A 23,721-nucleotide genomic window follows, 5' to 3' on the forward strand; every position below is an offset into this window, starting at 1 on the left:
GTGATGAGTTTTAATTTTTAGAAACCAGCTCTTATACCAAGTGTATAAACTTTTGCTATTGGATACCTGCTAACATCCAAACCAACATTGATGTCGTTTCCGGAAGCGTTGCTTGTTTCGGGATCAGCACCCGGATAACTGGTAAACGTAAGCAGGTTGGTACCTGAAGCATTAATTTCTATGTTTTTAATAAACCTGGTTTTTTGTAACAGTCTGGCGGGCAAAGCATAGGCGATTGTAAGGTTTTTTAATCTGAGGAAGGAGGCATCATATACAAAGTAACTTGAACCAAAATAATTGGAATTGGGATCGCCATATACTGCACGTGGCTGACTGGTGGGTTTCTCCGGCGTCCACCTGTTCATGGCAATGGCCAGTTTGTTTTCACTGGAAGCCTGGGATTGAAAAGTAATGGCTGCAGCCTGGGCCGTCCAGTTCAGGTCATTCCCCACAGAATAGGTAAATAAGGCATTTACCCTGAAATTTTTATATTTGAAACTATTGGTAAAACCACCTGAAAAGTCCGGCAAAGCGTTACCTATAACCGTCTGGTCCAATGTAGTTGCTTTTCCATCTCCATTCAGGTCCCTGTACCATAGATCACCGGGTGCTGTCCCAGCCACCTGGTAAATACCATCAGGCGCCAGTGCATTTAATGCATCCAGTTGCGCTTTGTTCTGAATGATCCCTTCTGCCACGCGTCCGTACATCAGACCTAAAGATTCTCCAACCCTTAATACTCCACCACCTGAGGGGGGGGTGATGTTGCCATTGGCTGGGTTCAGGAAATCGCTGTTTAAGGAAACCAGTTTGTTTTTATTTGTTGCCACATTAATAGCCAGGTTCCAGGTAAAATCTTTACTTCGGATGATGTCACCATCCAGGGCAAGTTCAAAGCCTTTATTCTGTGACCTGCCCAGGTTGCTGATAGCGTTGGCAAAACCTGCATTACCCGGCAACAAAGCGGTAAATAGCAAATCTTTGGTATTTTTTACATAATAATCCAATGCACCGTTTAAACGTCCCTTAAACAAAGAAAAATCCAGGCCAATATCAGTTTGCGTAGTCAATTCCCATTTAAGGCGGTTGTTGCCCAGCTGGGTTTGTATTACTGCCGGATTATCACCATACTGATCGGCAGCAAATAAAGCCCTCCATTGGTATACACCAAAGTTTTGCTGCCCGGTAAGCCCTATACTTCCTCTGATCTTCAGCTCATCCAAAAAACTAACATCTTTAAGGAAATTCTCTTCTGAAAGTCGCCATGCTGCCGATACTGTAGGGAAAAATGCCCATTTGTTTTCAACTGCGAATTTGGAAGAACCATCGGTTCGTGCCGAAACGGACAAAAGGTATTTATCGGCATAGCTGTAGTTTACACGGCCAAAAAAGGATACAAGGCCACTTTGTGTTTTTCCGGAGTAAATAAGGAAGTTGCTGGTGGCACTAGACAGGTTGTTCAGGATATCGTCCTGTGGAAAACCCATACCCGAAGCCGACATGTATTCGTTTTCATTTCCTTGCCATGAAGCACCGGCAATACCTTCCAGCACATGTTTACCAAAGCTCTGGTTATAGGTTAATATATTTTCCCACAGGTGTGAAAGAGCCTGGCTACTGTTTTGCTGTCCAAAACCTGTGCCATCGCCTGTGGCCTTTGCCCAGCCTCCCTTAACAGTCTGACTTGGGTAGAAGCTTTTTAAATTTCCCGTATTGTAATTGATAGAAAGCGTAGACTTCAATACAAAATGTCTGGCAAAGTTCAGTTCTCCAAAAGCCGATCCGATCAACAGATTGGTCTTATTGATGTTACTCGATTTTGACAGTGCAACCGGGTTTTCAGAAACGCCACCATCAGAAAATGTAAACGTCCCATCAGGATTATAAACCGGCATATCTGGTCTGTAGGTATACATTCTGGCAAATAAACTAGCATCTGGCGAAGTTTGACCAGAGTTGGAGAGATTGATAGATGTGCCAAATTTGAGTGAAGAGCTTGCCTGAAAATCAAGGTTGACCAATAGGTTTTTTCTGTCGAAGTTTGAATTTCTAAAGGTTCCATCCTGTGCGGTTGTACCAATACTGCCATAATACCGCATTTTTTCATTTCCCCCGGAAGCGGAAAAGTTTATAATTCTGGAGAGCGGGTTAATGGGACTCAGTTCCTTTTCCCAGTCGGTATTTGCATCTTTAAAGTAAGTACCGTTTCGCATTTGCTGTACTACCAATGCAGTAGAAGTAGAATTGTTGGCAGCCTCTGTCCAGAGTTCCCTGAACTGGTCGGCATTCAGTACATCCAGCGTTTGTGCTTTCTGATAGCTTATAGAGGTATTAAAAGAATATACCGGGCCTTTTGTTTCACTACCTTTTTTGGTAGTAATGATGACCACTCCGTTTGCTGCCCTCGAACCATAAATAGCTGTAGCAGAAGCATCCTTAAGAATACTTATGGTTTCAATATCATTCGGACTGAGGTTATTAAGCGGACTGCTTAATCCCTGCGTGATCAGGTCATTATTGATCACATTTCCATTAGCGGGAATGTTTCCTTCAGCTACTACAGGAACACCGTCAACGATATAGAGGGGTTGATTAGAGCCCAGTAACGAAGAAGAACCCCTGATCCTTACTTTTGTAGCTGCACCTGGCTGACCCGTTTCCTGGATCACCTGCACCCCTGCAGCCCGGCCCTGTAAAGCCTGTTCGAGATTAATGGTAGAGGGAAGATCATGCAGGGATTCGCCGGAAATGGTAGAAACAGATCCTGTAAGATCTTTTTTCTTTTGGCTGCCATAGGCACAATCACGGTCTCTTCCAGCTGGCTGGTGCTTTCTTTAAGTGTTACGTTAATAGTAGTTTTATTGCCCACCTTAATTTCCTGTGTAGTAAAACCAATAGAGGTAAATACCAGTTCGGCATTTTCATCGGGCACAGTAATGGCGTAGTTACCAGCAGCATTGGTATAGGCAATCGTAGATGTACCCTTTAACTGTACAGTTACGCCGGGCAGGGCACCGCCTTTTTCGTCGGTTACCTTGCCGTTGATGCTAATGGCCTTAAAATAATCGCTGATACGGTTAAAAAGAGAATTTTCCTTTTGGTACACCACTACGGTCCTGTTCCGGACGGTATAGGTAAAATCCTGCCCTTCAAATACTTTTTTCAGGGCTTCGCCAAACTGCGCATTTTTAAGTTCAACGGTAATCGGTTTTGCAGTTTTTAGCAGAGTATGTCCGTACACAAAGTCGTAACCGCTCTGTGCACCCAGTTTTTCCAATACCTCGGTAAGACTGCTGTTTTTTTCATTTAAGGTTACTCTTTGTGCATAGGTACCTGCCTGGACCTGGAAAACAGCAGCAATAAGCAGTAGGATCGCTAATCTCATAACCCTTAAAAGTTTAGGCATGCAAACGTTAAGCCTGCATAAAATCAGTAAGTAAATTTTGTACATTTGATACGTTTTGGTTTGAGTTGATAAATTGTTTAGACGCAATAGTAAATGATAAACCAGACATTGGCCGGGTTCCGATGGCCGTCGGAATCTGGCCCTTTTTTCAGGATTACCAGGTATTTATTCTGATGAAACGATAATCCTCCTTCCTTCTATTTCAAAGTGGACCAATCGGGTTAATTGTAAAACCTCTAAAATTTCAGAAACATTGCGGGAGCGGGAAACCTGTCCGCCGAAACCTTCTTTAGATATCTTGCCCTTGTATTCAATATCTACATCATACCAGCGTGCTACTTTACGCATCAGGCTTTCTATGTTTTCGTTGCTGAATTTGAATTTACCATTTTTCCAGGCAATGGCCTCTTCAACATCCGCCTGCTGAACTTTGAGGTGTCCGTTGCTGAATTCTGCTTGTTGGCCAGGTTTGAGCGTTGCGATTTTAAATATGGCTTTCGGAGCTTGTTCACGCTCTGTACTTAATACATCCACACTGCCTTCCAATAGCGTTGTTTTTGTACGTTCCTCATCAACATAACTGTTTACATTAAAATGTGTACCATAAACAAATACGGTCTGCTTATTAGCTTCCACTATAAAAGGCATTTTTTTTAACTTAGCTACTTCAAAGTATCCCTCTCCTTTAAGATTGACCAATCTCCGGTTACCGGTAAAAGCAGTTGGAAAGGTTAAAGACGACTGGGCATTTAGCCATACCTTAGTACCATCAGGAAGGTTGACCTGGTATTGCCCGCCCCTCGGTGTACTGATGGTATTGTTGGTCACTTCCCCGGTAGGGTTGTCTTTAACCGTATAAATAAGTTGACCATTAGTAGTTTTACTGATACTGGTACCCGCTTGTTTCGCAATCTCTCCATCGGCCTGATCATCCAAAGCAAGCTGAGTTCCATCGGCCAGGGTAAGCGTTGCTTTATTCCCACCAGGTTTAATATCGTGTGCTCTTAACCTGGCCATTTCAGCCTCATGGTTATAGGTATTTTTGTAGAGGTAGAAGCCTGCAGAAAGCAATATCAACAAGGACGCAGCGATGGCAAGCCATTTAAGATCATTCAATTTTTTCGGCTTTGCCTCCTTTACAGGTAATTCGGAATTTAGCGGGATAGCCGCTTTGATGCGGTCCCAGATCAGCTGTTCTTCCAGCAAGGGTTCTGGAGGGCCCTCCGGCATGTTCAAGCGGGCTGCTTCAGTGGCATACCAGCGATTAACCAGGGCAATTTCCTGTGCCGTGGCGGTTCCTGCTTTGTGTTTACTGAGTAGTTGTTGTACATCCTGCTCCATATTCCCTTATTGTTGTGGTGTTTATTATATAAACGGATGACGAGAACGGAAGTAGTAGAAAAAATAAAATAAATTTTACCTGCTTAAAAAATAGAGCAGCAGGGGCCAGCCTGTAAAGCCGCTTAATTTAGGTTTAATGAGCTTAATGGCATTGCTGACCTGCTTTTTCACCGTTTTATCTGATATTTCAAGCGCTTCAGCAATTTCTTTATAAGTTTTATGTTCTTTTACACGCATCTGAAAGATCACCCTCATTTTACCGGGCAACTGACCGATCTCATGGTCAAGTGCCTGCATCATTTCTCTTTCTGTAAGGTCTTCCAGTGTTTTATTGTGGTGTTCTTCCAGATAAAGTGCCAAAGATTCCAGGTGGATACTTCTTGTTTTTTTTTGTTCAATCAGGTCCAGCACTTTATTTCTGACAATGGTATAAAGGTAGCCTGAAAGGTTAATGCTGGAAGTGAGGCTTTGGCATTTGCTCCATAGTGTGGTAAATAATTCCTGTATCACATCTCTGGCATCTTCTTCATTTTTCAGCATTTTAAGGGCATGCATGTACATGATGGTCCAGTAACGCTGGTAAATTTCGGCAAATGCCAGTTCATCACTTTTTCTGACCAGGTCGGTCAGTTCGTTATCATTGAGTTTGTGATACTCAAGCATACATTATTATTCCCCCACACGAAGATACGAATTTTATAAATAGTGCTTATTTGTCTGATGAATAAGCAGATTGCAAAAAAAATTCAGGGCTGCACAATAATCTGTCTGATATAGCGTCTATATATCTGAGAGCGTTAATTTAGATTAAGCGGGAATGTATCGGTATGATCATTCCCGCTTCTTTTTTTGGATAATATTTAACCGGATCAGGATATATACATACTTTATACTAAATTAGGTAAACCTAATATCCTGTATATGAAACCCTTTTACGCTTTCCTGCTCTTACTTACAGTTTCAACTTTATCCTGTAACCAGGATGCTAAAAAATCGCCTCCAATACCCGGGGAAAGTAAAACCAGCACAAGCCCCTCTGTTACCGACCCTTCAAAAGCAGGTAAGCCTGTTGCCCCAGCCCGCGAGCTGCTGACTGATTTTATGACTTTTTGGAACTATTATTCCGGTAATGTAAAGCTCAATCAGGATTTTGAAGCGTACGACGTCAAGGGCACATTAATTACTAAAGAAATTTTCTTAAAAAACTTAAACAGCGGCCTGTACTTTCCTTTAAGAGTTTACACCAAATCTGCAGAACTGGGTTATAAGCTCCAGGAAATTCCGGCCACAGCAGACACCATGATCCCGGCTTATATGAAGCAGTTTTCAAAGCAGGAACTGACCTATTACAAAATGCAGGGCAAAAACATTCCTTCCTTTAATTTTACCGCTATAGATGGGAATACTTATACATCGGAAAATACCAAGGGAAAAATCGTTTTGTTTAAATGCTGGTTTATCAGCTGCCTGCCCTGTGTACAGGAAATGCCCGCATTAAATGATCTGGTAAAAAAATACAAGGACAGGAAAGACATCTTGTTTATCAGCCTGGCAATAGATGGTAAAAAAGAGTTACAGCAGTTTTTAGCCAAGACGCGGTTTGATTATGCCACCATTCCTGACCAGGAAAACTATATGAGCAAAAAATTAAACGTTACAGGCTACCCTACTCATTTTTTAATTGATAAAGCCGGTAAACTGGTAAGGGCACTACACAATGAAACTGAGCTTGCCGAGGCTTTGGAAAAGGAAATAGCCTTATAATCCTTAAGCGCTTGGCACATTTTAGCAAGTTTCGGGTTTTATCCCTTTCTTTATGATGGTAATTTTGTTTAAAAATTCTGATCATGGAAAGTTTGAATACAATTGATTACAACAGAATTGCAGCAGCGATTGAGTATTTAAAGGTTAATTTTAAAGCACAGCCTTCACTGGAAGCCATTGCCGAACAGGTACATTTGAGCCCTTTTCATTTTCAAAGGATGTTTAAGGAATGGGCCGGGGTAACACCTAAAAAGTTTCTCCAGTATTTAAGTGTGGAATATGCAAAAAGGATTTTAAAAGATAAGCAAGCCACTTTATTTGATGCTGCTTATGAGACAGGCTTATCTGGCACCAGTCGCCTGCACGATCTTTTCATCAATATTGAGGGCATGACCCCTGGAGAATTTAAAAATGGCGGAGCACAGCTGCAGATCAATTATAGTTTTGCTGAAAGTCCTTTTGGTTCAGTCCTGGTTGCTTCAACAGCAAAAGGTATCTGTTATATGGCATTCGCAGACGATGAAATCCTGGCTGTTGAAGAACTGAAAAAGAGCTTTCCCAATGCGCAATACCGGCAGGTGCTGGATAGGATACAGCAAAATGCACTGTATATATTTACGCAGGACTGGCAACGGCTTTCGGAGATCAGGCTGCATTTAAAGGGAACGCCCTTCCAGCTTAAGGTATGGGAAACCCTTATTAAAATACCCATGGGAAAGCTGACTACGTACGGCGCCATTGCAGGGAGTATTGACAGCGCCAAGGCCAGCAGGGCCGTTGGAACAGCAGTGGGCAACAATCCCGTGGCCTTTTTAATTCCCTGCCACAGGGTGATCAGGTCGACAGGTGAACTGGGTGAATACCATTGGGGCAATACCAGGAAAACAGCCATGATTGGCTGGGAAGCCGCAAAGATAGGCTAGCCAAAAACAATTGAACGACAGGCTTGTTTTAATTGGTAAACCTAACAGATAAAATATGAGACCTTCCATTTTAATACTGGCCTGCTTTATAATGATTGCGGCAGCCTGTAACAGTGACAATGCAGGTAAAGAGCGTGTAGACAGTTCGTCCAAAGTAATTGCCGTAGATACCACTTTTACTGCTGCACACCCCAAAAAGAGCAGTAGCGACTGCTATGTCTATATAAAAAACCGGGACACCGCCTCGCTTAAACTGAATATAGAAGGCGAAGAACTGACAGGTGAGCTGGACTATAAACTATTTGAAAAAGACAGCAATAAGGGTAAAATTGCAGGCGAAATGAAAGGTGATACCATTATTGCCGAGTACACTTTTGACTCTGAAGGAATGAGATCTGTGAGGGAAGTTGTATTTGTTAAAAAAGACGATGGCAACATTTATGAAGGTACGGGTGAGGTGATGGAAAAAAGTGGAAAAATGGTTTTTAAAAACCGCTCGGCCTTAAAGTTCAGCCCTGCAATGGTGTTTACAAAAACAAACTGCAAATAGTCCCTTTAAGATGTAATAACTATAAATACAGTACGCTATAAAAACATAATCATCTGCCATATAGCTATGGTTCCTGGCCGTGTCCAGCCTTTTTAACGACCTGAACAGCGTAGGCGCAATGCTTAGCAGTGGACAGGGAATGGAGAGTAAGAAACTTCGGTTTGTAAGCTCATGATCGAAGAGTTTGGCGAATTGAAACAAAATCCGGCAAGGCCACCGGCTGAAAATCCTGAAGTATTCTATCGGGTAAGCGTTCCATGGGTGCTGGAACATTCAAATGCGAATACCATTGCTTTCTGCATAGAAACACCCTGGGACATACCAGAAGGTACGCCTAAAGGTTACGCCATGGTGGGGCAGAAACTTGGTAGTGCAGTTGAAAAACTGTTGCATGAAGCACAAAAAATGAAACTTATTAAAATCCAGTAACAACTTGATTTCAAATTGTAAAGGGACCAATTTTCTTTAGGTGATTAGAGGTCATATAAGAATGCGAGGTTATTAAAAAAGATTTTCGGGGCAGGGACTTTTCTCTTACCATCCGTATTATCATAAAACCAGAATATTTTAAAAACAATTGTACGATATCTCCTCAAATTGTTAGTTAAAGCATTTCAATTGTAATCTAACCAAATAACCTTTATGATGAAAACAATCTATTTAAAGTTAGTACTGTCAGTAGCTGTAATTTGCACACTTGGCACTGCCTGTAAGAAAAAAGTAAATCCAACCAGTGAGGAGGAGGATAAGCCTGCAAAAGTAAGTAACCTAAACAGTTATACCGGAAAAACCAGGATAAAGCTAAGCTGGACATTGCCTGCAAATGCCGATATCCAGAAATGCCGTGTTTATTGGAACGGTGAAAAAGAATCTACAGAAGTGGCCGTAACGCCTGGTAAAAACCAGATGGAGTTAGTGCTAAGTAATTTAGAAGAAGGAACGTACTATTTTACTGTATATGCCTATAACAGCAAGGGCAATATTTCTGATAAAATGACCGTAAATGGGAAAGTACTGGGAGAAACTTACGAAGAGGGTTTGAGCAACAGGGAAATCAAGAGTACTGTATTTAATGAAACTGACGGTACTGTTGCCATTTCATGGAACAGTGCCGCAATAAATGTAATTGGTACTGAAATAAAATACAGAAATGCTGCAAATGTGGTACAGGATGTAACTGTAACCCCCTTTGTAAGTACAACTACTTTAACTAATTTTAAAAAAGCAGAGGTATTTGAATACCGCACCTTGTATAAGCCCATAGGCGCTATAGATACTTTTTATACCGCTTACGAGCCTGTTGAAGCCAATCCGGCGCAACCCGGAGGAGGAACTGCAACGGATGCTCCGCTGGGGAGTGGGTGGGTAGAGTATTCACCTTTACGTAAGATACACCTTGATGATGCTGATGGTTTGCAGATATTTAACTGGTCAGCCTATAAGTCTGTTGGCAACCCGATCTGTGCTGACTATAATTATCAAAGTGCTACCGGAGATGAAACCTTCCGGATTTTAACTACGAAGTCTAACCGCTCAGAAATCAGGATACATGATGATTATTCAACCGGGAGCCGGCAGTTTCAGGGTTACCTTACCATCTATTCCCCTTTAAATGATGAATGCGTGATGCAGATATTTGGAAGTATTGAAGGTGCCACCCAAATGATGATCAGAGGTTATGAGGCCTCCGGAGGGTCATTAAGGGGACTTAGCCAAACCCTTGTAACAGACATTTACAATAAAGAGATTCGGGTAAATGTGATCCATTTACAGGAAGATAAAGGTGCAAAGATCATCATTTACATTAATGGGGTGAAAAAGGCAGAGCTGGTTGATAACGAAGCTGTAACCAATTACATGAAATACGGCAATTATGGAACCATGAAGACCGGACAGGCAGTTGTAAAATGGAGAAATGCAAAAGTATTCAGAAACGGTACAGCTCCGCTGTAGTATTTTTTGACAGCAGAACGGATATGATCCGGTGCTTCCTTATGCTGGATTCAATTCAATAAGCTTTCTTATATGCAATATAAATTTTAATCATGTTGATCATTCAGTTTACAGGCCTTTCGGGCGCAGGAAAAACTACTATTGCCAACCTGGTAAAACAGCAATTGAATTTATCTGACATCCCGGTTCAGATCATTGATGGTGATCATTACCGAAAGACCATTTGCAGTGATCTTGGGTTTTCGAAAGAAGATCGCGCCGAGAATATCCGGCGCTTAGGCAAGGTTGCCCATGAATTTAGTAAACAAAACATAATTACCATTCTTTCAGCAATCAACCCTTACGAGGAAATTCGCCAGGAATTGACTACAAAATACCGTGCAAAAACAGTGTTTATAGATTGTGATTTAAAAACTTTGTTGCAAAGAGATACAAAAGGCCTTTATCAACGTGCTTATTTACCAAATGGACATCCAAATAAATTACATTGTTTAACCGGTGTCAATGATCCCTATGAGGTACCTTTACAATTTGATCTGATCCTGCAAACCTATAAAGAGGGGCCTGCAACCTCATCGGCTAAATTATGTCAGTTTATAATGAACAACATTGACATCTCTCCTTAAATCTATTATTTGCTCCCCGGGATGATTTCCATATTGCCAGGGCGACCTGATCACCGTAACATTATACTTAATTGCTAAAAGGGACAAAATAGATTGTTCATGCCTATGGTCTTTAAATTCTGCAAGGTTATTTCCGGTTATGTTTGGTGCATCAGATAAGATATTGAAATTCTGCGCATAATAAAGCAGTTCCTTTACAAAGGAACTGCTATTTTCAGTTTTCTGGTACAACTGAAATGCGGCATTTACCTGTTTGCCAAACAGATATTTATCGGCCGTAAGGCCCATCAGGTTAAAGCAATCCATCTTTGTCCAGACATCGTTTCTAAAGTTCATATTATCAAATAACAAAATGCCATTTGTTTGCCTGCAAGTATTGAATAGCTTTTCGGGAGAGGAAACAAATACTGAGGTTACATCTACATAAAAGCACAGGTCGCCCGGCGCCAACTTATCCAAGGTCTTAAAAATAAAGTATGGCTTCCACAGCCAGAAACCCCATCCGCGTTGATATTGGAATATTTTGATATTTGAGATGTAAAATTCCCTTTCAATATCTTCTTCTCCATAACTGATAATTTCATCAAAGTAAGCAACGGCACTCTTATAAAGCCGGATTTTGGCTTGTCCATACCCTTTACTCCCAAAAAATATCAACACTTTTTTCATCTGTATCCATTTATTTATCAAAAAACCATTCCAGAAAATGCCTTGCAAATACAGATCTCAGCTTATAGAATGATGGATTATTTTTTGTTCAGCTAACTGCAGGATAAACGCCTTAATATCTTCTTTATCATAATCATTAAGCTCTTCTAACATTTTTCCCAAGGTTATTTTTCCAGTAAAAAATGAGATCAAATAAAGCTCATCCTGACCAACAACACCTAGAATTTCATCCGTAGCATTGTCTATAATGCAAACCTCATCATCTTTACCAAAGTTTTTGATCACGATGTTTGCTTGAAGACTGATACGCAGTTTTCTGAAGTTTTGCCTGTCATTTAATAACTCTTCTAATTTTACTGCCACAATTTTATCTATTTTTCATATCCAAAATATTCAAAATCTTTTTTCAACAAAGTATATACAATCTCCCTGGTTTCGTCAGTATACCACACTTCCTCCTTTTGTTTTTCACTGGTATTCAATCGCTTGTTGCCATATAAAAATCTGCGGTCAAGGTTTTGCTCACTGCAAATAGCATTCAGCGTTTCTATGACCACGTTAAGATCCTCTTCAAAATTCTCTATGCGTCCAATAAAATCTACCCTGCAGTTTTCTATAAAATTATATTGCAGCAAGGGTGAAATTCCTTCCCGCTCGTAATTGGTTGCATTTTGTCTGATCCAGTGGTGTGGCAAACCATTTTTAATCCAGTCATGGAACAACATGGACTTATAAGGTTCCAATAGCCTATGATAGTTGTACCAGGATATACAACGGTCATAAGGGTTTCTCGAAAAACAAAATACAAAGAGCTGCTCCAGGTCATATTTTTTAGCCAGTACCGATCCGCGCTGATGATTTTCATAAATAACGAGCGAATCTGTATATTCGATATCCCGGTTTTTTCCAAGCGCCATGATATCAAGAACTGTTTTACTCGCGTTTTTAGGGATAGATATAAAGGCCCCTATTCTTTTCAAATTTTTATCCATGTTTCAGGTATTAAATCTTTAGTGTCATGAGGTAAGTTATTAAACCATTTTTCAGGAGCTATCACCTGTTTTTCAGGATAGTCATTTAACCATGCGGCCCACCAGCTGAAAGAGCTGTTGGCAATGATATGGTGCCTGCACTGGCTCATCAGGTGGAAATCTTCCAGGTGGTTTTTAGTTACTGACTGGCTGATAAATTCATGAGGATGATCCACAACCACATTATCTTTCACCCATTCCATATCATCCGAGAAAAAATACAGTTTTATCGGTAACACCTTAATTGCCAATAAGGCAATCGCCCTGGCATAATAATCATATGGCAATACCCCATGCGTATCCGAAAACCGTTTACTAACATAATCCCCTCTTCTGATATGAACAGCCACTGAATGCTCATTCTTTATTGTATTTACCACAGGCTGCAGGTGAGACACATAGCTATCTTTAACCTTCAGCTCTTCCAAAAGAACAGCCCTGATATCTTTAAAATATTTCTCGCTTTGCCAGAAACCATCCAGATAAATATTTCCCTTACGCTGGCCAAAAGTTGGGTCATAGTGAAAATGAGGCTCTTTATATACACCGAAGACCACTTCGGCATAAAGTTCCAGGTTGGTTTCAATACCGGGAATATTGAAATAACCAAGCTCAAATTTCCTTACAGCTGAAGTAAAATAATGGGCTATATCCATTAATACAGGAACATGGTGCCGAAGGGAAAGACTCCTTGCTGCTGCATACTGAAACAGCTGATTCCCTATACCCTCTTTTATTTTGCTAATGATCATATTTGACACGATTAATTATTAACTGCAATGTCATCATCAATACTCACCACTACTTGTTTAATAAAATACCAGAGTAAAAAATTTATATATTTATTTATGCCCAGCTGTGTATGAATCAAAAAAATAAACCTGTTTTGAATAATATTATTCAAGTGATGTTCAGAAGCCTCAGTTTTCCTGTTTAACTCCTCTTCGCATAAATACATCCATTTTCCAAGCCAGGGTATGTTGCCATAATTCTCCTGACCCATTATATCCTCATAGATTTCCGCTAACATTTCTTTACTATCCTGATATTCTTTATACATCTGCCCTGTATCTGCTGAGGCATACCCGGTATATTGTTGTAAAACATCTTTATAGGCAAAATCAAGTTTTCGATGTTTTAATACTTTTAACAAACCTACGTGAAGGTAAAAACCTAAAGTGATTATACTTTCTTCATCAATAACCTGATTATCCAGCGCCTCGGTCATCACATCAGAAAGGCCTGTTTCAAGCTGGCAATTCTTTAAATTACTACTACTTGCTGTGGTGTAAAGTCCATATTGAATGCTGTTTGGGGGGAAGGGTATAAACAATTCATCTGGAGGTAACTGAATTTCTTTAAAAGGTAGCTTGAGGGCCACAAAAAACTGCTTAAAATATCGATCAGCTTTTTCTGTCAGCAGCTTTGAATTGTTTTTATTGGCAAGTAATTTCAAACGAATATTTTCTCCGTCTGTATCGTTAAATTCAAGCTGACAGGCATCCAGGATAAGCTGAGCGGATGCTCCTTTCACAAAAGGCATAATCCCTTTATACAATAAAGTATGCCAGTGTTCCCTGTCACAAAATAATGATATCGAAAGCCATAATGAGTTTTGTTGCATATTTTTAATTGTTACAGGCTACTGAAATTTTTAAATAAGACACCATCGCCAAAGCATGTGTCATTTACGATTATTTTCCGGTTTTCCAGATTTTTTTCCATAATAGACCTGTTGTGGAAAAAATAATCAAAGGCCATAATTTTTTTAATATTGGCAACATTGGTTAAGGCATAATAAACCATGTCCTCAGTTTTGCTTTCAAGCACCTGATGTGTATCGATTATATTTTTTTCAAGTCGAAAATCAGGAATGGTTCCATTTGGATAGAAATCTATTGATGGTCCATCCAGAGTGTCTTTCCACATTCCTTTTTGCCAGCCGGGGTCTTTAATGTTCAATTTATAACGATATCCCTTAGGTTTATAGGCATAGCAGGTATCTCCAGAATGTAGATGCGTATTATTAATTAATAATCCCGTTTTAAATTGTCCATCCTTATACATCATAAGAAGTTCAGAAGCAAAAGGCTCAGCATACCTGATGTAAATCCCATATAAATTCTCCTCATCCAGTGAATAGCGCTCAGCCTGACTATGTGTAATGAAATTCAGAAAAGAGAAGTCCTCAATAAATACCCGTTTTACTCCCGCGAATTCCAACCGGTTAATAAAATCAAAATCTTCATTGCCATACCGGTTCATGCGTTCATCAAAGCCTTTTACATTAAGAAAATCAGTTTTTTTTACACAGACCCTCCCAAATACATCTTTAGCAGGAAAATAATTTTTTTGAGTGCCATGAAAATCTATTGTAGTCAGTACAATATTTTCATTGTCATTAAATGCTTTATTCACATAATCTGCAAATCCTTTACCGGTGTAATGATCAGCATTAATGCTGCATATAACATCTCCGCTGGCAAGCTTAAAAGCCATATTTTTGGAATGACTGTGACTAAAAGTCTGGGGCTCTGGTGTACGGTAATAAATTACTTTACCCGAATCAATATAGCTGCTCAAATGCTCCTTTGCCCATTCCTCCATTCCATCCTGCGAATTATAGTCCAGCACAATATATTCCAGTTCCTCATAATCTGCATTGTCCTGAATATTCTGCAATAAGGTCTCCTTTAATTGATGGAGCCTGTTCATGCACACTATGCAAAAAGATAGCTTATATTTCATAAACCGTATCATTTAGTTGAGGATATTAATAACATTTCTGGACAAACGGTGCAATAAGCTATAATCTTCTGTCATAATCTCAGCATCTGCCGCCATACCTTCCTTAAGCTGTATTCCTTTTTTAAGCGTATTTCCTGACACATTAAAAGTTACTTTTGATAAAAACAGCCCCCCTTTCACTGCCATTTCTGAAATAGAAGCAACTTTTCCCCTTATCATTCCGTATTCTTCAAACGGATAGCTTTTTAATTTAACCAATACCTCCTGCCCTAAACAAACCTTTCCCATATTGAGTTGCGGAATTGCCATTTCCCCATAAAAAAGAGCTTTTCCTGTTTTAATATAAAATACCTCTTCATTGGCATTTATGGTTTTACTTTCGGCAATATTTGCAGCAAAAACCAGTTTACCTGTCTGCGTTGCAGTTAAAACATATAGCTTTTTCCATCGTTCTGTTTTTTCAATCAAAGCATTGACCCTGGTGTAAAACTGGGCACGTTCTGCATTTATTTTAGTATCCAAATCCACTATCTCCCGTTCCTTTATCGAATAATTGATGTTAATGAGGGCCAGTTCTACCTGAGCTGCTTGTAAATCCTGTTTCAACTTCTCCACTTCATCACTTTTCTCCGGCCTTTTTAGCCGGAACTGTAACTTTTGCTGCTGTTTCTTTATCAGGTTAAGCTCTTTCTGAAGCATTTTTCTTTGCATAAAAACAGGACTGCTGCCGCCTGATAAATAGGTCTGGTATGCCTGATAAAAATCCAGATATGGGAGCCTCAGTTCTCCTAATGTTAAAGATTGTGGCTGCTCAAACGATTCAATAAATGTCCCTGATGCATAGGGTTGTTCCTGAAGGCGTTTAAGTTTATCCAGCAGCAGGAGTATTTGTTCATGGTTTCCTTCACTTTCTATAAAAGCCAGCAACTCCCCGCGCACAACATGCTCATTTTCAGAATGCAAGATTTTAAACAATTTACCTTTGACAAGACTTACAATTGGTTCTGGGGCATTTACAACTGAAATCCTCAACTGGGTTTTTATGACATCAGGGTACTTTATAAATGCCGACAGGCTGCAAATTAACATCAGCAGTCCGAAAAACAAGGAAAGCCCCCACCTGAGCAACCATGCCGGGGGGCGGGAAATGATATCCTGTATTTCTTCCGAATACTGCTGCCCCGACTCTTTGTATATATCTGACATACTATTTTAATTAACTGTTACAATAGGTTCCTGCATCACCGCTTCCAACTGATTTCTTACAAGTTCGAAATACTCACCCTTAAGGCCAGCCAGTTCTGAGTGGCTTCCCTGTTCAATGATCCTGCCCTTATCCAGAACAATAATATTGTCGGCATTTTTTACTGTACTTAAACGATGTGCAACAACAACAACAGTCCGGCCCCTAAAAAATTCCTGCAGGTTATTCATAATCACCCGTTCATTATTTGCATCAAGTGCATTTGTCGCTTCATCAAAAAATATATATTCAGGATCTTTATAAATAGCTCTGGCAATGAGAATCCGTTGTTTTTGCCCCTGGCTAATGCCATTCCCTCCAGCACCAATCTTTGTATGGATACCAAATGGCAGGCTGTCAATAAAGGCCCCGATATTGGCGGTTTTAATGGCATCCGCAAGCTTTTCCATGTCTGGATTTTCATCACTTACCGCAATGTTATTTGCAATGGTATCCGAAAAAATAAACCCCTCCTGCATCACCATTCCACAGTGCTGACGCCATACCTTAAAGCCGATCTGGTTCAATTTGGTGCCACCGATTTTAATTTCGCCCTTTTCAGGTTCATAAAAACGCATCAGCAATTTAAGAATAGTAGTTTTCCCACTGCCGCTCATGCCCACAATAGCCGTTATTTTACCTTGTGGAATGCAGATATCAATGCTATCAAGTACCGGCTCATTTCCCAGCCCTGGATACCGGAAGCTTAGCTTGCTGATCTGGATACTTTTGTCGGCAGGCAACACCTCTGCCCATTGTTTGTCAGCAGCTTCTTCATCCTCCATGGCATGAACCTCATTTAAGCGTTCAAGACTGATCTTTGCATCCTGGAAACCTTGTATCAATCCCAGTAACTGTTCAATAGGGCTATTCAGCTGACCCGCCATATATTGTACTGCCATCATTCCCCCTAAAGTCAAATCTCCATCTATCACGGCCTTCGCACTGATGAAAGTGATAAGGATATTCTTTCCCTGATTAATAAATTTCGATCCGGCCTGCTGGTATTGGCTCAATGCCAGGCTCTTTACGCTGAACTTAAATAAACGAGCCTGAATATGTTCCCAGTGCCAGCGTTTCCGTTGTTCACAATTATTCAGTTTAATTTCCTGCATTCCACCAATCAGTTCTACCATATTGCTTTGATTCAGCGACGAATTGTCAAAGCGTTTGAAATCCAGCTCCCGCCGTCGTTTCATAAAAAGGAGTATCCAACCTGTATAAAGAAAAGTACTTATCAGGAAAATAAGCAGAATTGTTGCATTATAATAGGCCATTACAACCGTAAAAATCAACAGGTTGACTAAAGAAAACAAAGTATTTAAAGTTGTACCTGTCAGAAAGCTCTCAATTCTTCTGTGATCGTTCATGCGTTGCATGATATCCCCTGTCAGACGCGTATCAAAAAAGCTCATCGGCAAGCGCATCAGTTTAGCCAGAAAATCAGTCAGTATAGAAATATTGATCCTGGTGGTCATGTGCAGCATGATCCATGAACGGATAAAACTCACACTTGTGCTCCCAAAAAAGAGCATCACCTGGGCAATAAGGATAAGGTAAACAAAGTTTAGGTTGCGGCCATTGATTCCGATATCCACCACCGCTTGAGTTAAAAAAGGAGTGATCAGTTGCAGCAAGCTCCCAATGCCCAGGCCAAAAAACAACTGTACAATCAGCTTGCTATAGGCAAAACGGTACCTCAATAAAAAACTCCAGCCAATTCCTTTACCTTTTTTATCCTCATCTTCATAAAACTGAGGGGTAGGACTCAGTAATAACGCTATCCCATCGTCCTGTGCCTGCTTTTTATTTGACCAGTTTTGTAAAAATTCCTTTTCGTTAAAAACAATTAGTCCCTTAGCCGGATCTGCAATATGGTAATTCGCTTTTTTTATTTTATAGAGAACTACGAAGTGGTTCTGCCGCCAGTGGAGGATACAAGGCAGCTCGGCAGTTTTCAATTGTTCCAGATCAATCCGGGCCCTTGTACTGCGCATCCCAATCTTTTCTGCCGCCTCGCTAATACCCAATAAAGAAACCCCATCCCTGTTAATCTGGCAAAGCTCCCTTAAACGTTGAAGACTATGGTTGCTGCCATAGTGTTTTGCAACCATGCGCAGGCAGGTTGGCCCACAGTCCATTCTATCGTGCTGTTTATAATGATGAAACTTCAATTTTTTCTGTTTTAAATTATACCAATTACATTACACCGGTTATGTCCTGAACTACTTCAAGGCTATGGTATTTATTTCTTGCTTTTACAGAAGAATAGTGCCGTTCCAGCATATCATAGATTACCATTTCATATAGACGTTGTTTTGACCGGAAAAGGCGGTTAACCATCATGTGAACATAACTACTCAACAAATTATTCAATGGAACTTCCAGTTCCTGTTTTAAAGCCAATTGCATTAAAGTTTTGGCAACAGGTTTTATCTTTAAGGACCGTTGCCTGATAATTTTTTCTATTGCTGCATTTTCCTGTCCATTTTCAGCCATGGCCATTATTTCTTCTATCAGCTTACGGTTGGCCCGGTATTTTTTATCCAGTTGTAACTTATAACCTTTTATGTTAAAGCCAAACTCGCTCTTAAAATCCCTGCTTAGCTTACCCAATAAGGCTATCTTTTGGTCTATATCAAATTCAAAATCGCAAAGCAGCGCATCAAGTATTTTTAGTGCCATCAGCCATCGCTCATGTCCGGTTTCCTCATCCCCAAATGTACTGAGGATGTCCATGGTGGCCTCGCTGTCAAAATGAAAAATAGCTTCGGCATGTGTTATGGTCTTGGTGCCATACCGTTCCAATTCACGTTGATAGGTATCGATCTGCACCTTCCATATCAGATCGTTATCCAGGTATGGTGTTATTTCCTGGTTAACTATGGAAATAACAGCTGAAATGTCTTTGATATCCTTTACACAGAACCGTAACCGCAAATGGAATTTAGGATCAGAATAACGGATAAAAAACCATTTGTCTAAAACAGCGGTTAGGCGGCGGACGATAACAGGCAATGTTTTGCCTAAAACCTCATCTGCTGTTTTGTACCCCGTATAGAGTTTAAAATATATCCATGTATCTCCGGGTATGAATGTTCTTTTAATAGAATTCGCCATAGTATCATCAATTGACAGGTTGATTTTCTTTGTAAAAAGATAAGATAAATTCATTGGTAAATACGCCCTCCTCACCCTTAACCACAGCTTTTTCAGGATTAAAAAGAAACTCTTCGAGCTGAAAAGAATTTCGTTTCTTAACTACCGAAAACAAGGTGCGGATGCTCAATGCATTACCCAGATGTATAAAAAGTTCGTTGTCCCCTTCGTCCAGCACCACATATTCCGGCATTTTTAAGGCTTGCCGCCATGCAGTAACTAATCCGAGCAAAGCTTTGTCATCACTGGTCTCCAGAAAGGCTTTAATTTCATTACGTTTTACAACCCATCTGGCTGGTGATAAAATAATATTCTTGTATTTTACCCTGGGCAGCCAACTGTATTCGTTCGCCAGCGCGCCCCAATCAAAATACACTGAGGAACGTCCGTTCTGTACCTGCATGCTACATAAAAAATGATAAACAGGCATGGCTTTGAAACTAAAATTATGCGCAGTACTCAATCGGGGGATAATTTCTTTATTCAGGCGTTTTGAACGAAGTAAAACCCGCCCATTTCGCACAGAAACCATTAAGTCAGCCAATTCAAGCTGATATGTTCTTTCCACACCGGGTTTTGTGAGGTATGGGATTTCATACTGGCGCAATACCGGCCGCAATAAAATATTTCCTGTACGTGATTCAGGAAGGTGGGCAATTTCAGCAAATATGACATCCGGGTTAAGTTCTTCCTCTTTGTGTGTGATGTTTAACACATGCGCTTCAATTCGTTTATCCGCATAGCAAAATCTTCCTAAAAGATTGGCAGCACTCGATCCTCCTGCCGACTTCATATAAATCTCCCTGCCATTTTGGTCGTCCTGTAATATTCTGCACATTACAGACAGGGTTAACGGTAAATCGTCCCATTGCGCTGCTACATGCTCAAAATCCTTGTCCAACAATTCAATATGCTCCTGATTATTTATTTTCACCTCCATATACTTTTTAAGCAATACGGATTGTAACCTGTTCCAGGAAATTGTTGAAACATTACCATTACCCTGCTGTGGCAACATCAAATCATCTATCAATGCGTTGATATCACCTGCGCTTTGGCTGTATCCTATTCCGGCCTCATCGTCCAGTACCTGCAGCAAAGGCAGCTCCCGGTCTTCATACCTTTCCTTAAAAGCATCACGAAATCTGGATAAGGCAGTTTCGCCCGGTTGAGCGGAAATTCTATTCAGAAATGCTATAGTTTCGCGTAGCTCAGCAACCAGGTCTTCCCCCAGCAATGACATTTCAGCAGGTTTAACCATATCGGTTTGAAACAGGTATTTAGGCTCAAACCTGGTTCCCAGTTTTTTAATTTCCGAGGCTATACTGCCATACGCAGCAAGTGTATGGCCAATCGGCCCCTTGTCTATCTCTTCCAATGCGCTGTTCACCTGTTTCAATAGCTGAAGAGAAGTGCTTATATATTCCTTACTGCCAGTAATATTTGACATTTCTGATAGTTGTTGAATTACCTCTGTAAGAAATTCATCCCCAGTAACAGCGGGTTCCATTTCATTCACCAGCAGTTGCGAATGAATCAGTTCATGTATAAACGCTGAAGCTTCATCAACACTGATCTCCTCATCCACAATTAATGCGGCAAGTTCATTTATTTTTAGTCCATGAGCAGCTTCCCGTAAAATTTTATCCAGATACGCTGAATAATCAACGGCGGCAACCTGATGTATGCGTCTTGTGCCCTGATAGAAATATTCTACATACCTGATTTTATCTCCAAATCTGTAGATGCTGGTATTGTTGTAATACCTGAGGAGTGGTTGTATTTCAGTTGCCCTGGCCAAATCATCGGCCAAAGCACACAGATAACTCATATCCAAACGGGTATGGCGCTGATAGCATGCTGACCTGGCCAATTTAATATGTGTATGTTCGCCTAAATGGCCAACCGAACAGCCTGCAAACAGGCCAAAAGGTGTACATCGGGTAGACATCCGGCCAAGGTAGCGCACAATAGCATATTTGAGCCTTTCTTCCTCCTTTTTATCAGGCATTCCCTTTTCCAGGTATTTCAGCAACTCTTCAAAAAGCACCGGAGAGGCCAGATAAATGGCTTCCTGAATCATTTTATGAGTGAGCAGTTGTTCAAAACATGCTGCATCTGAAATTTCCGAAAGCTGTTTAATAAATGTATTAAAGGGCAGGAGCGGGCTTCTGTAAACAAACTGTTTAAAGGGAAGGTAAGGATTATTGGCTTTCTTCATTTTAACTTAATAGTAAACATTCATCCCACTTAGGTTCTATATCGCTAACAGCTGCAAGCAGTACCAGGCCAATTCCTGAAATCCCCTCCAGTAATCCCGCCTGCTTTTTCCATCCTCCGTGAAGCGGTGTATGCCATGCTTTATAGCCTGCCAGTCCATCAGTAAAAACGGCTTTCTTTAGTGTATCTTCCAACCAATAAATAGCAGCCTCTTTAAAAGGTTCCATACCGGTATGCTGATACAAACGGTTGTAAATATGGGCAATACCCGCAGCGCCATGGCAAATTCCTGCATCAATAACAAGTTCTTTAACCGGGTCTTTTCTGGTAGTGGTATGTACCAATACATTTAGGGCGATCTGTTCCCATTCTGCGTTTTGTATAATTTTCGAAGCCTGCCATAATGCGTACCCAAGTCCCAGATCGCCATAACACCATGCCAGTCTGCTTCCGCTAAAGGGTTGTTCTTTTTCAATAAAAACAACAGAGGGGAAAAATGAACCGGAATCAGGAACGTCCAGTTTTTGGCTTAAAACATAAGAGATCGCCCTGCAAAGCAGATTCTTTGTCTTTTCCCTGGCTATATCAGACTTATGTGTCTTACCTAGAAAAGCAATAATACTGGCCATTCCATGAGATAAGCTCAGGTTATAAACTTCTTTTCCTGTTGTTTCGCTGTATTTGTACATGGCCCGCCATTTTATTCCATTGCTATCCTTTTCAGCAGTTTGCTCTAAATCTGTAATCAATGATTCCACGTATTTTATTGATTCAAGATTATTGCGGTTAAGAAAATACAGGCCGATGCCTAAAGCATTATGAAGAAAATCATACTTACCCTCGTTAATATCCCTTTCCATTACCGAATACAAAAAGTGATCGTCTTCCAAAAAAAGTTCATTGCAATCTCCTTCTATAAATCCATTACTGATCAAATGGTTTACTGCCCATCGAAATCCTGCAGTGCCACTGCATAAACTATGCAGGCCAGAATTCGGGGATCCTGACAGCTCAAAACTTTTCATGATAAGGGAATTTCCCTTTTCCAGGTACTTATCATCTTTGGCATAAAGCCAGTAATAATAGAATAACATGGCGGAACCTGTATTTCCGCTGGTAAGCAACGAGATACTTTCATTAAATACTTCATTTTCTAATACATTTATAATTGCATCCAGTTGCCTTTGTTCGATTTTTAGGAGAGGTTTCCAATTTTTAAGCTTGCTATCCATTTTCATTTATCTGTAGCTGTTGTAACTTTAAAACTTCCTATGCCCATTAAGGGCTTCAGTGTGTTTACTTCCAGGCCTTGGGCTACGAGCTCAAATTCCCCCTGTATGTCAGAAGTGAAAAAACTGAATGTTGCTGTTCCCTTTTCATCGGTAACAATATTCGGGTTCCAGTAAATGGTTGAACGGGTATCTTCCTTTTCTGATGGATAGGCATCATAATCTGGCAAAGGGAATTCTTCCGGAATCGTGATGTTTTTCATGTCATGGATATACCTGAATTTGGTGCAGCCTAAATAGGTAGCTACCCTGGGTGTTCCGTTTGCAGTATAGCCGTATGCATAAATTTTACCTGCTATTAGTTGGTTATTTGGATGCATGGTGCAATTATAGGTTCCAAAAGTACATGCTCGACCCGGACACTGTTTGCTCAGCTTTTTCTGTACTATTTTCTCTTTGCCACCTATCTTCACCTCTGCCAGTTGGTTGATCGCTCTAAAACTGAAAGCCGATTGTGCCGGAATTTTTGCACTGGCAAAACTGTTGATCAATCCAGGCGATTCCAGCAATCCTCTTTTTACCAACATACTGTCAAACCCAATATCAGGGTCCTTCCATTCCACAAGGTAATTGAACCTAAAATAACTGTGCGGCTCATAAATATCCAACACCCATTCTTCCCCTTTTCGCGACAGAAGAGAAGAAGCCGGCAGGTAAAACCGGTAATTTGCATCCAGATCAACAGGAACACGGTTGGTAAAAGACACATCTCCCTGAATAACCTTGCTTAAAGAACCATGGTTCTTTACCGATTGGATATAGATCTTCCTGTGCTTCTTCACATCGCTGTTTATGTTGA

General features: G+C 40.5%; 22 protein-coding genes. 6 read left to right on the forward strand and 16 right to left on the reverse strand.

The window, feature by feature from the left end; all coding sequences use genetic code 11:
- Positions 1-17 precede the first annotated feature (17 nt).
- The 4 genes from HDC92_RS21480 to HDC92_RS21495 form a co-directional block, all read right to left on the reverse strand.
- Positions 18-2,750 carry a TonB-dependent receptor gene (locus HDC92_RS21480; protein ID WP_317618109.1) on the reverse strand — a complete coding sequence of 911 codons (2,733 nt, stop codon included), beginning with the start codon at positions 2,748-2,750 and terminating at the stop codon, positions 18-20.
- Entirely contained in the window at positions 2,666-3,385 is a 720-nt protein-coding gene (locus tag HDC92_RS21485; RefSeq protein ID WP_183877045.1) for an STN domain-containing protein, read from the reverse strand. Before HDC92_RS21485 ends, HDC92_RS21480 begins: the two co-directional genes overlap by 85 nt.
- 186 nt (positions 3,386-3,571) lie before the next feature.
- On the reverse strand, positions 3,572-4,747 hold the full coding sequence (locus HDC92_RS21490; RefSeq protein WP_183877046.1) for a FecR family protein: 1,176 nt from the start codon (positions 4,745-4,747) through the stop codon (positions 3,572-3,574).
- A gap of 75 nt (positions 4,748-4,822) precedes the next feature.
- Positions 4,823-5,410 (reverse strand): RNA polymerase sigma factor, encoded by a 588-nt coding sequence (locus HDC92_RS21495; RefSeq protein WP_012780891.1) that lies wholly within the window; start codon positions 5,408-5,410, stop codon positions 4,823-4,825.
- Positions 5,411-5,668: 258 nt separating this feature from the next.
- Here HDC92_RS21495 and HDC92_RS21500 point away from each other — a divergent pair, with 258 nt between their 5' ends.
- The 6 genes from HDC92_RS21500 (at position 5,669) to cysC (ending at position 10,563) form a co-directional block, all read left to right on the forward strand.
- The gene (locus tag HDC92_RS21500; protein WP_012780890.1) at positions 5,669-6,511 is read left to right on the forward strand and encodes a TlpA family protein disulfide reductase; all 843 of its coding nucleotides are present in this window, start codon (positions 5,669-5,671) and stop codon (positions 6,509-6,511) included.
- A gap of 83 nt (positions 6,512-6,594) precedes the next feature.
- Complete coding sequence (locus tag HDC92_RS21505) at positions 6,595-7,434, forward strand: bifunctional helix-turn-helix domain-containing protein/methylated-DNA--[protein]-cysteine S-methyltransferase (protein ID WP_183877047.1); 840 nt, start codon at positions 6,595-6,597, stop codon at positions 7,432-7,434.
- A 55-nt stretch (positions 7,435-7,489) separates the two neighbouring features.
- Positions 7,490-7,984, forward strand: coding sequence for a hypothetical protein (locus tag HDC92_RS21510; RefSeq protein WP_036675142.1), 495 nt, complete (start codon positions 7,490-7,492; stop codon positions 7,982-7,984).
- A gap of 171 nt (positions 7,985-8,155) precedes the next feature.
- Entirely contained in the window at positions 8,156-8,413 is a 258-nt protein-coding gene (locus HDC92_RS21515; RefSeq protein WP_183877048.1) for a hypothetical protein, read from the forward strand.
- A gap of 213 nt (positions 8,414-8,626) precedes the next feature.
- The gene (locus HDC92_RS21520) at positions 8,627-9,937 is read left to right on the forward strand and encodes a DUF4998 domain-containing protein (RefSeq protein WP_183877049.1); all 1,311 of its coding nucleotides are present in this window, start codon (positions 8,627-8,629) and stop codon (positions 9,935-9,937) included.
- A 92-nt stretch (positions 9,938-10,029) separates the two neighbouring features.
- Positions 10,030-10,563, forward strand: a complete 534-nt coding sequence (cysC, locus tag HDC92_RS21525) for an adenylyl-sulfate kinase (protein ID WP_183877050.1) — start codon at positions 10,030-10,032, stop codon at positions 10,561-10,563.
- Here the strand turns inward: cysC and HDC92_RS21530 are convergent.
- The 12 genes from HDC92_RS21530 to HDC92_RS21585 form a co-directional block, all read right to left on the reverse strand.
- Positions 10,522-11,232: a hypothetical protein gene (locus HDC92_RS21530; RefSeq protein WP_183877051.1), complete on the reverse strand. Its 711-nt coding sequence runs from the start codon at positions 11,230-11,232 to the stop codon at positions 10,522-10,524. The genes cysC and HDC92_RS21530 overlap by 42 nt on opposite strands.
- A 57-nt stretch (positions 11,233-11,289) precedes the next feature.
- Positions 11,290-11,595, reverse strand: coding sequence for a hypothetical protein (locus tag HDC92_RS21535; protein ID WP_183877052.1), 306 nt, complete (start codon positions 11,593-11,595; stop codon positions 11,290-11,292).
- Positions 11,596-11,603: 8 nt separating this feature from the next.
- Entirely contained in the window at positions 11,604-12,224 is a 621-nt protein-coding gene (locus HDC92_RS21540) for a sulfotransferase family 2 domain-containing protein (RefSeq protein WP_183877053.1), read from the reverse strand.
- Positions 12,209-13,015, reverse strand: coding sequence for an alpha-1,2-fucosyltransferase (locus HDC92_RS21545; protein ID WP_183877054.1), 807 nt, complete (start codon positions 13,013-13,015; stop codon positions 12,209-12,211). Before HDC92_RS21545 ends, HDC92_RS21540 begins: the two co-directional genes overlap by 16 nt.
- A gap of 11 nt (positions 13,016-13,026) precedes the next feature.
- On the reverse strand, positions 13,027-13,887 hold the full coding sequence (locus HDC92_RS21550; RefSeq protein WP_183877055.1) for a hypothetical protein: 861 nt from the start codon (positions 13,885-13,887) through the stop codon (positions 13,027-13,029).
- Positions 13,888-13,898: 11 nt separating this feature from the next.
- On the reverse strand, positions 13,899-15,011 hold the full coding sequence (locus tag HDC92_RS21555) for a glycosyltransferase family 2 protein (RefSeq protein ID WP_183877056.1): 1,113 nt from the start codon (positions 15,009-15,011) through the stop codon (positions 13,899-13,901).
- A 12-nt stretch (positions 15,012-15,023) separates the two neighbouring features.
- The gene (locus HDC92_RS21560; protein WP_183877057.1) at positions 15,024-16,217 is read right to left on the reverse strand and encodes an HlyD family efflux transporter periplasmic adaptor subunit; all 1,194 of its coding nucleotides are present in this window, start codon (positions 16,215-16,217) and stop codon (positions 15,024-15,026) included.
- A gap of 6 nt (positions 16,218-16,223) precedes the next feature.
- Entirely contained in the window at positions 16,224-18,428 is a 2,205-nt protein-coding gene (locus HDC92_RS21565) for a peptidase domain-containing ABC transporter (RefSeq protein WP_183877058.1), read from the reverse strand.
- 25 nt (positions 18,429-18,453) lie between these two features.
- On the reverse strand, positions 18,454-19,428 hold the full coding sequence (locus tag HDC92_RS21570) for a thiopeptide-type bacteriocin biosynthesis protein (protein WP_255484623.1): 975 nt from the start codon (positions 19,426-19,428) through the stop codon (positions 18,454-18,456).
- Positions 19,382-21,634, reverse strand: a complete 2,253-nt coding sequence (locus HDC92_RS21575) for a lantibiotic dehydratase family protein (RefSeq protein WP_183877060.1) — start codon at positions 21,632-21,634, stop codon at positions 19,382-19,384. Before HDC92_RS21575 ends, HDC92_RS21570 begins: the two co-directional genes overlap by 47 nt.
- Position 21,635: 1 nt before the next feature.
- A complete protein-coding gene (locus HDC92_RS21580; protein WP_183877061.1) occupies positions 21,636-22,865 on the reverse strand; it encodes a lanthionine synthetase C family protein in 1,230 nt (409 codons plus the stop codon).
- A 2-nt stretch (positions 22,866-22,867) separates the two neighbouring features.
- On the reverse strand, positions 22,868-23,721 hold an 854-nt coding region (locus HDC92_RS21585; RefSeq protein WP_221270997.1), incomplete at its 5' end, for a hypothetical protein.

The sequence above is a fragment of the Pedobacter sp. AK017 genome, assembly GCF_014200825.1.
GTDB lineage: Bacteria > Bacteroidota > Bacteroidia > Sphingobacteriales > Sphingobacteriaceae > Pedobacter > Pedobacter heparinus.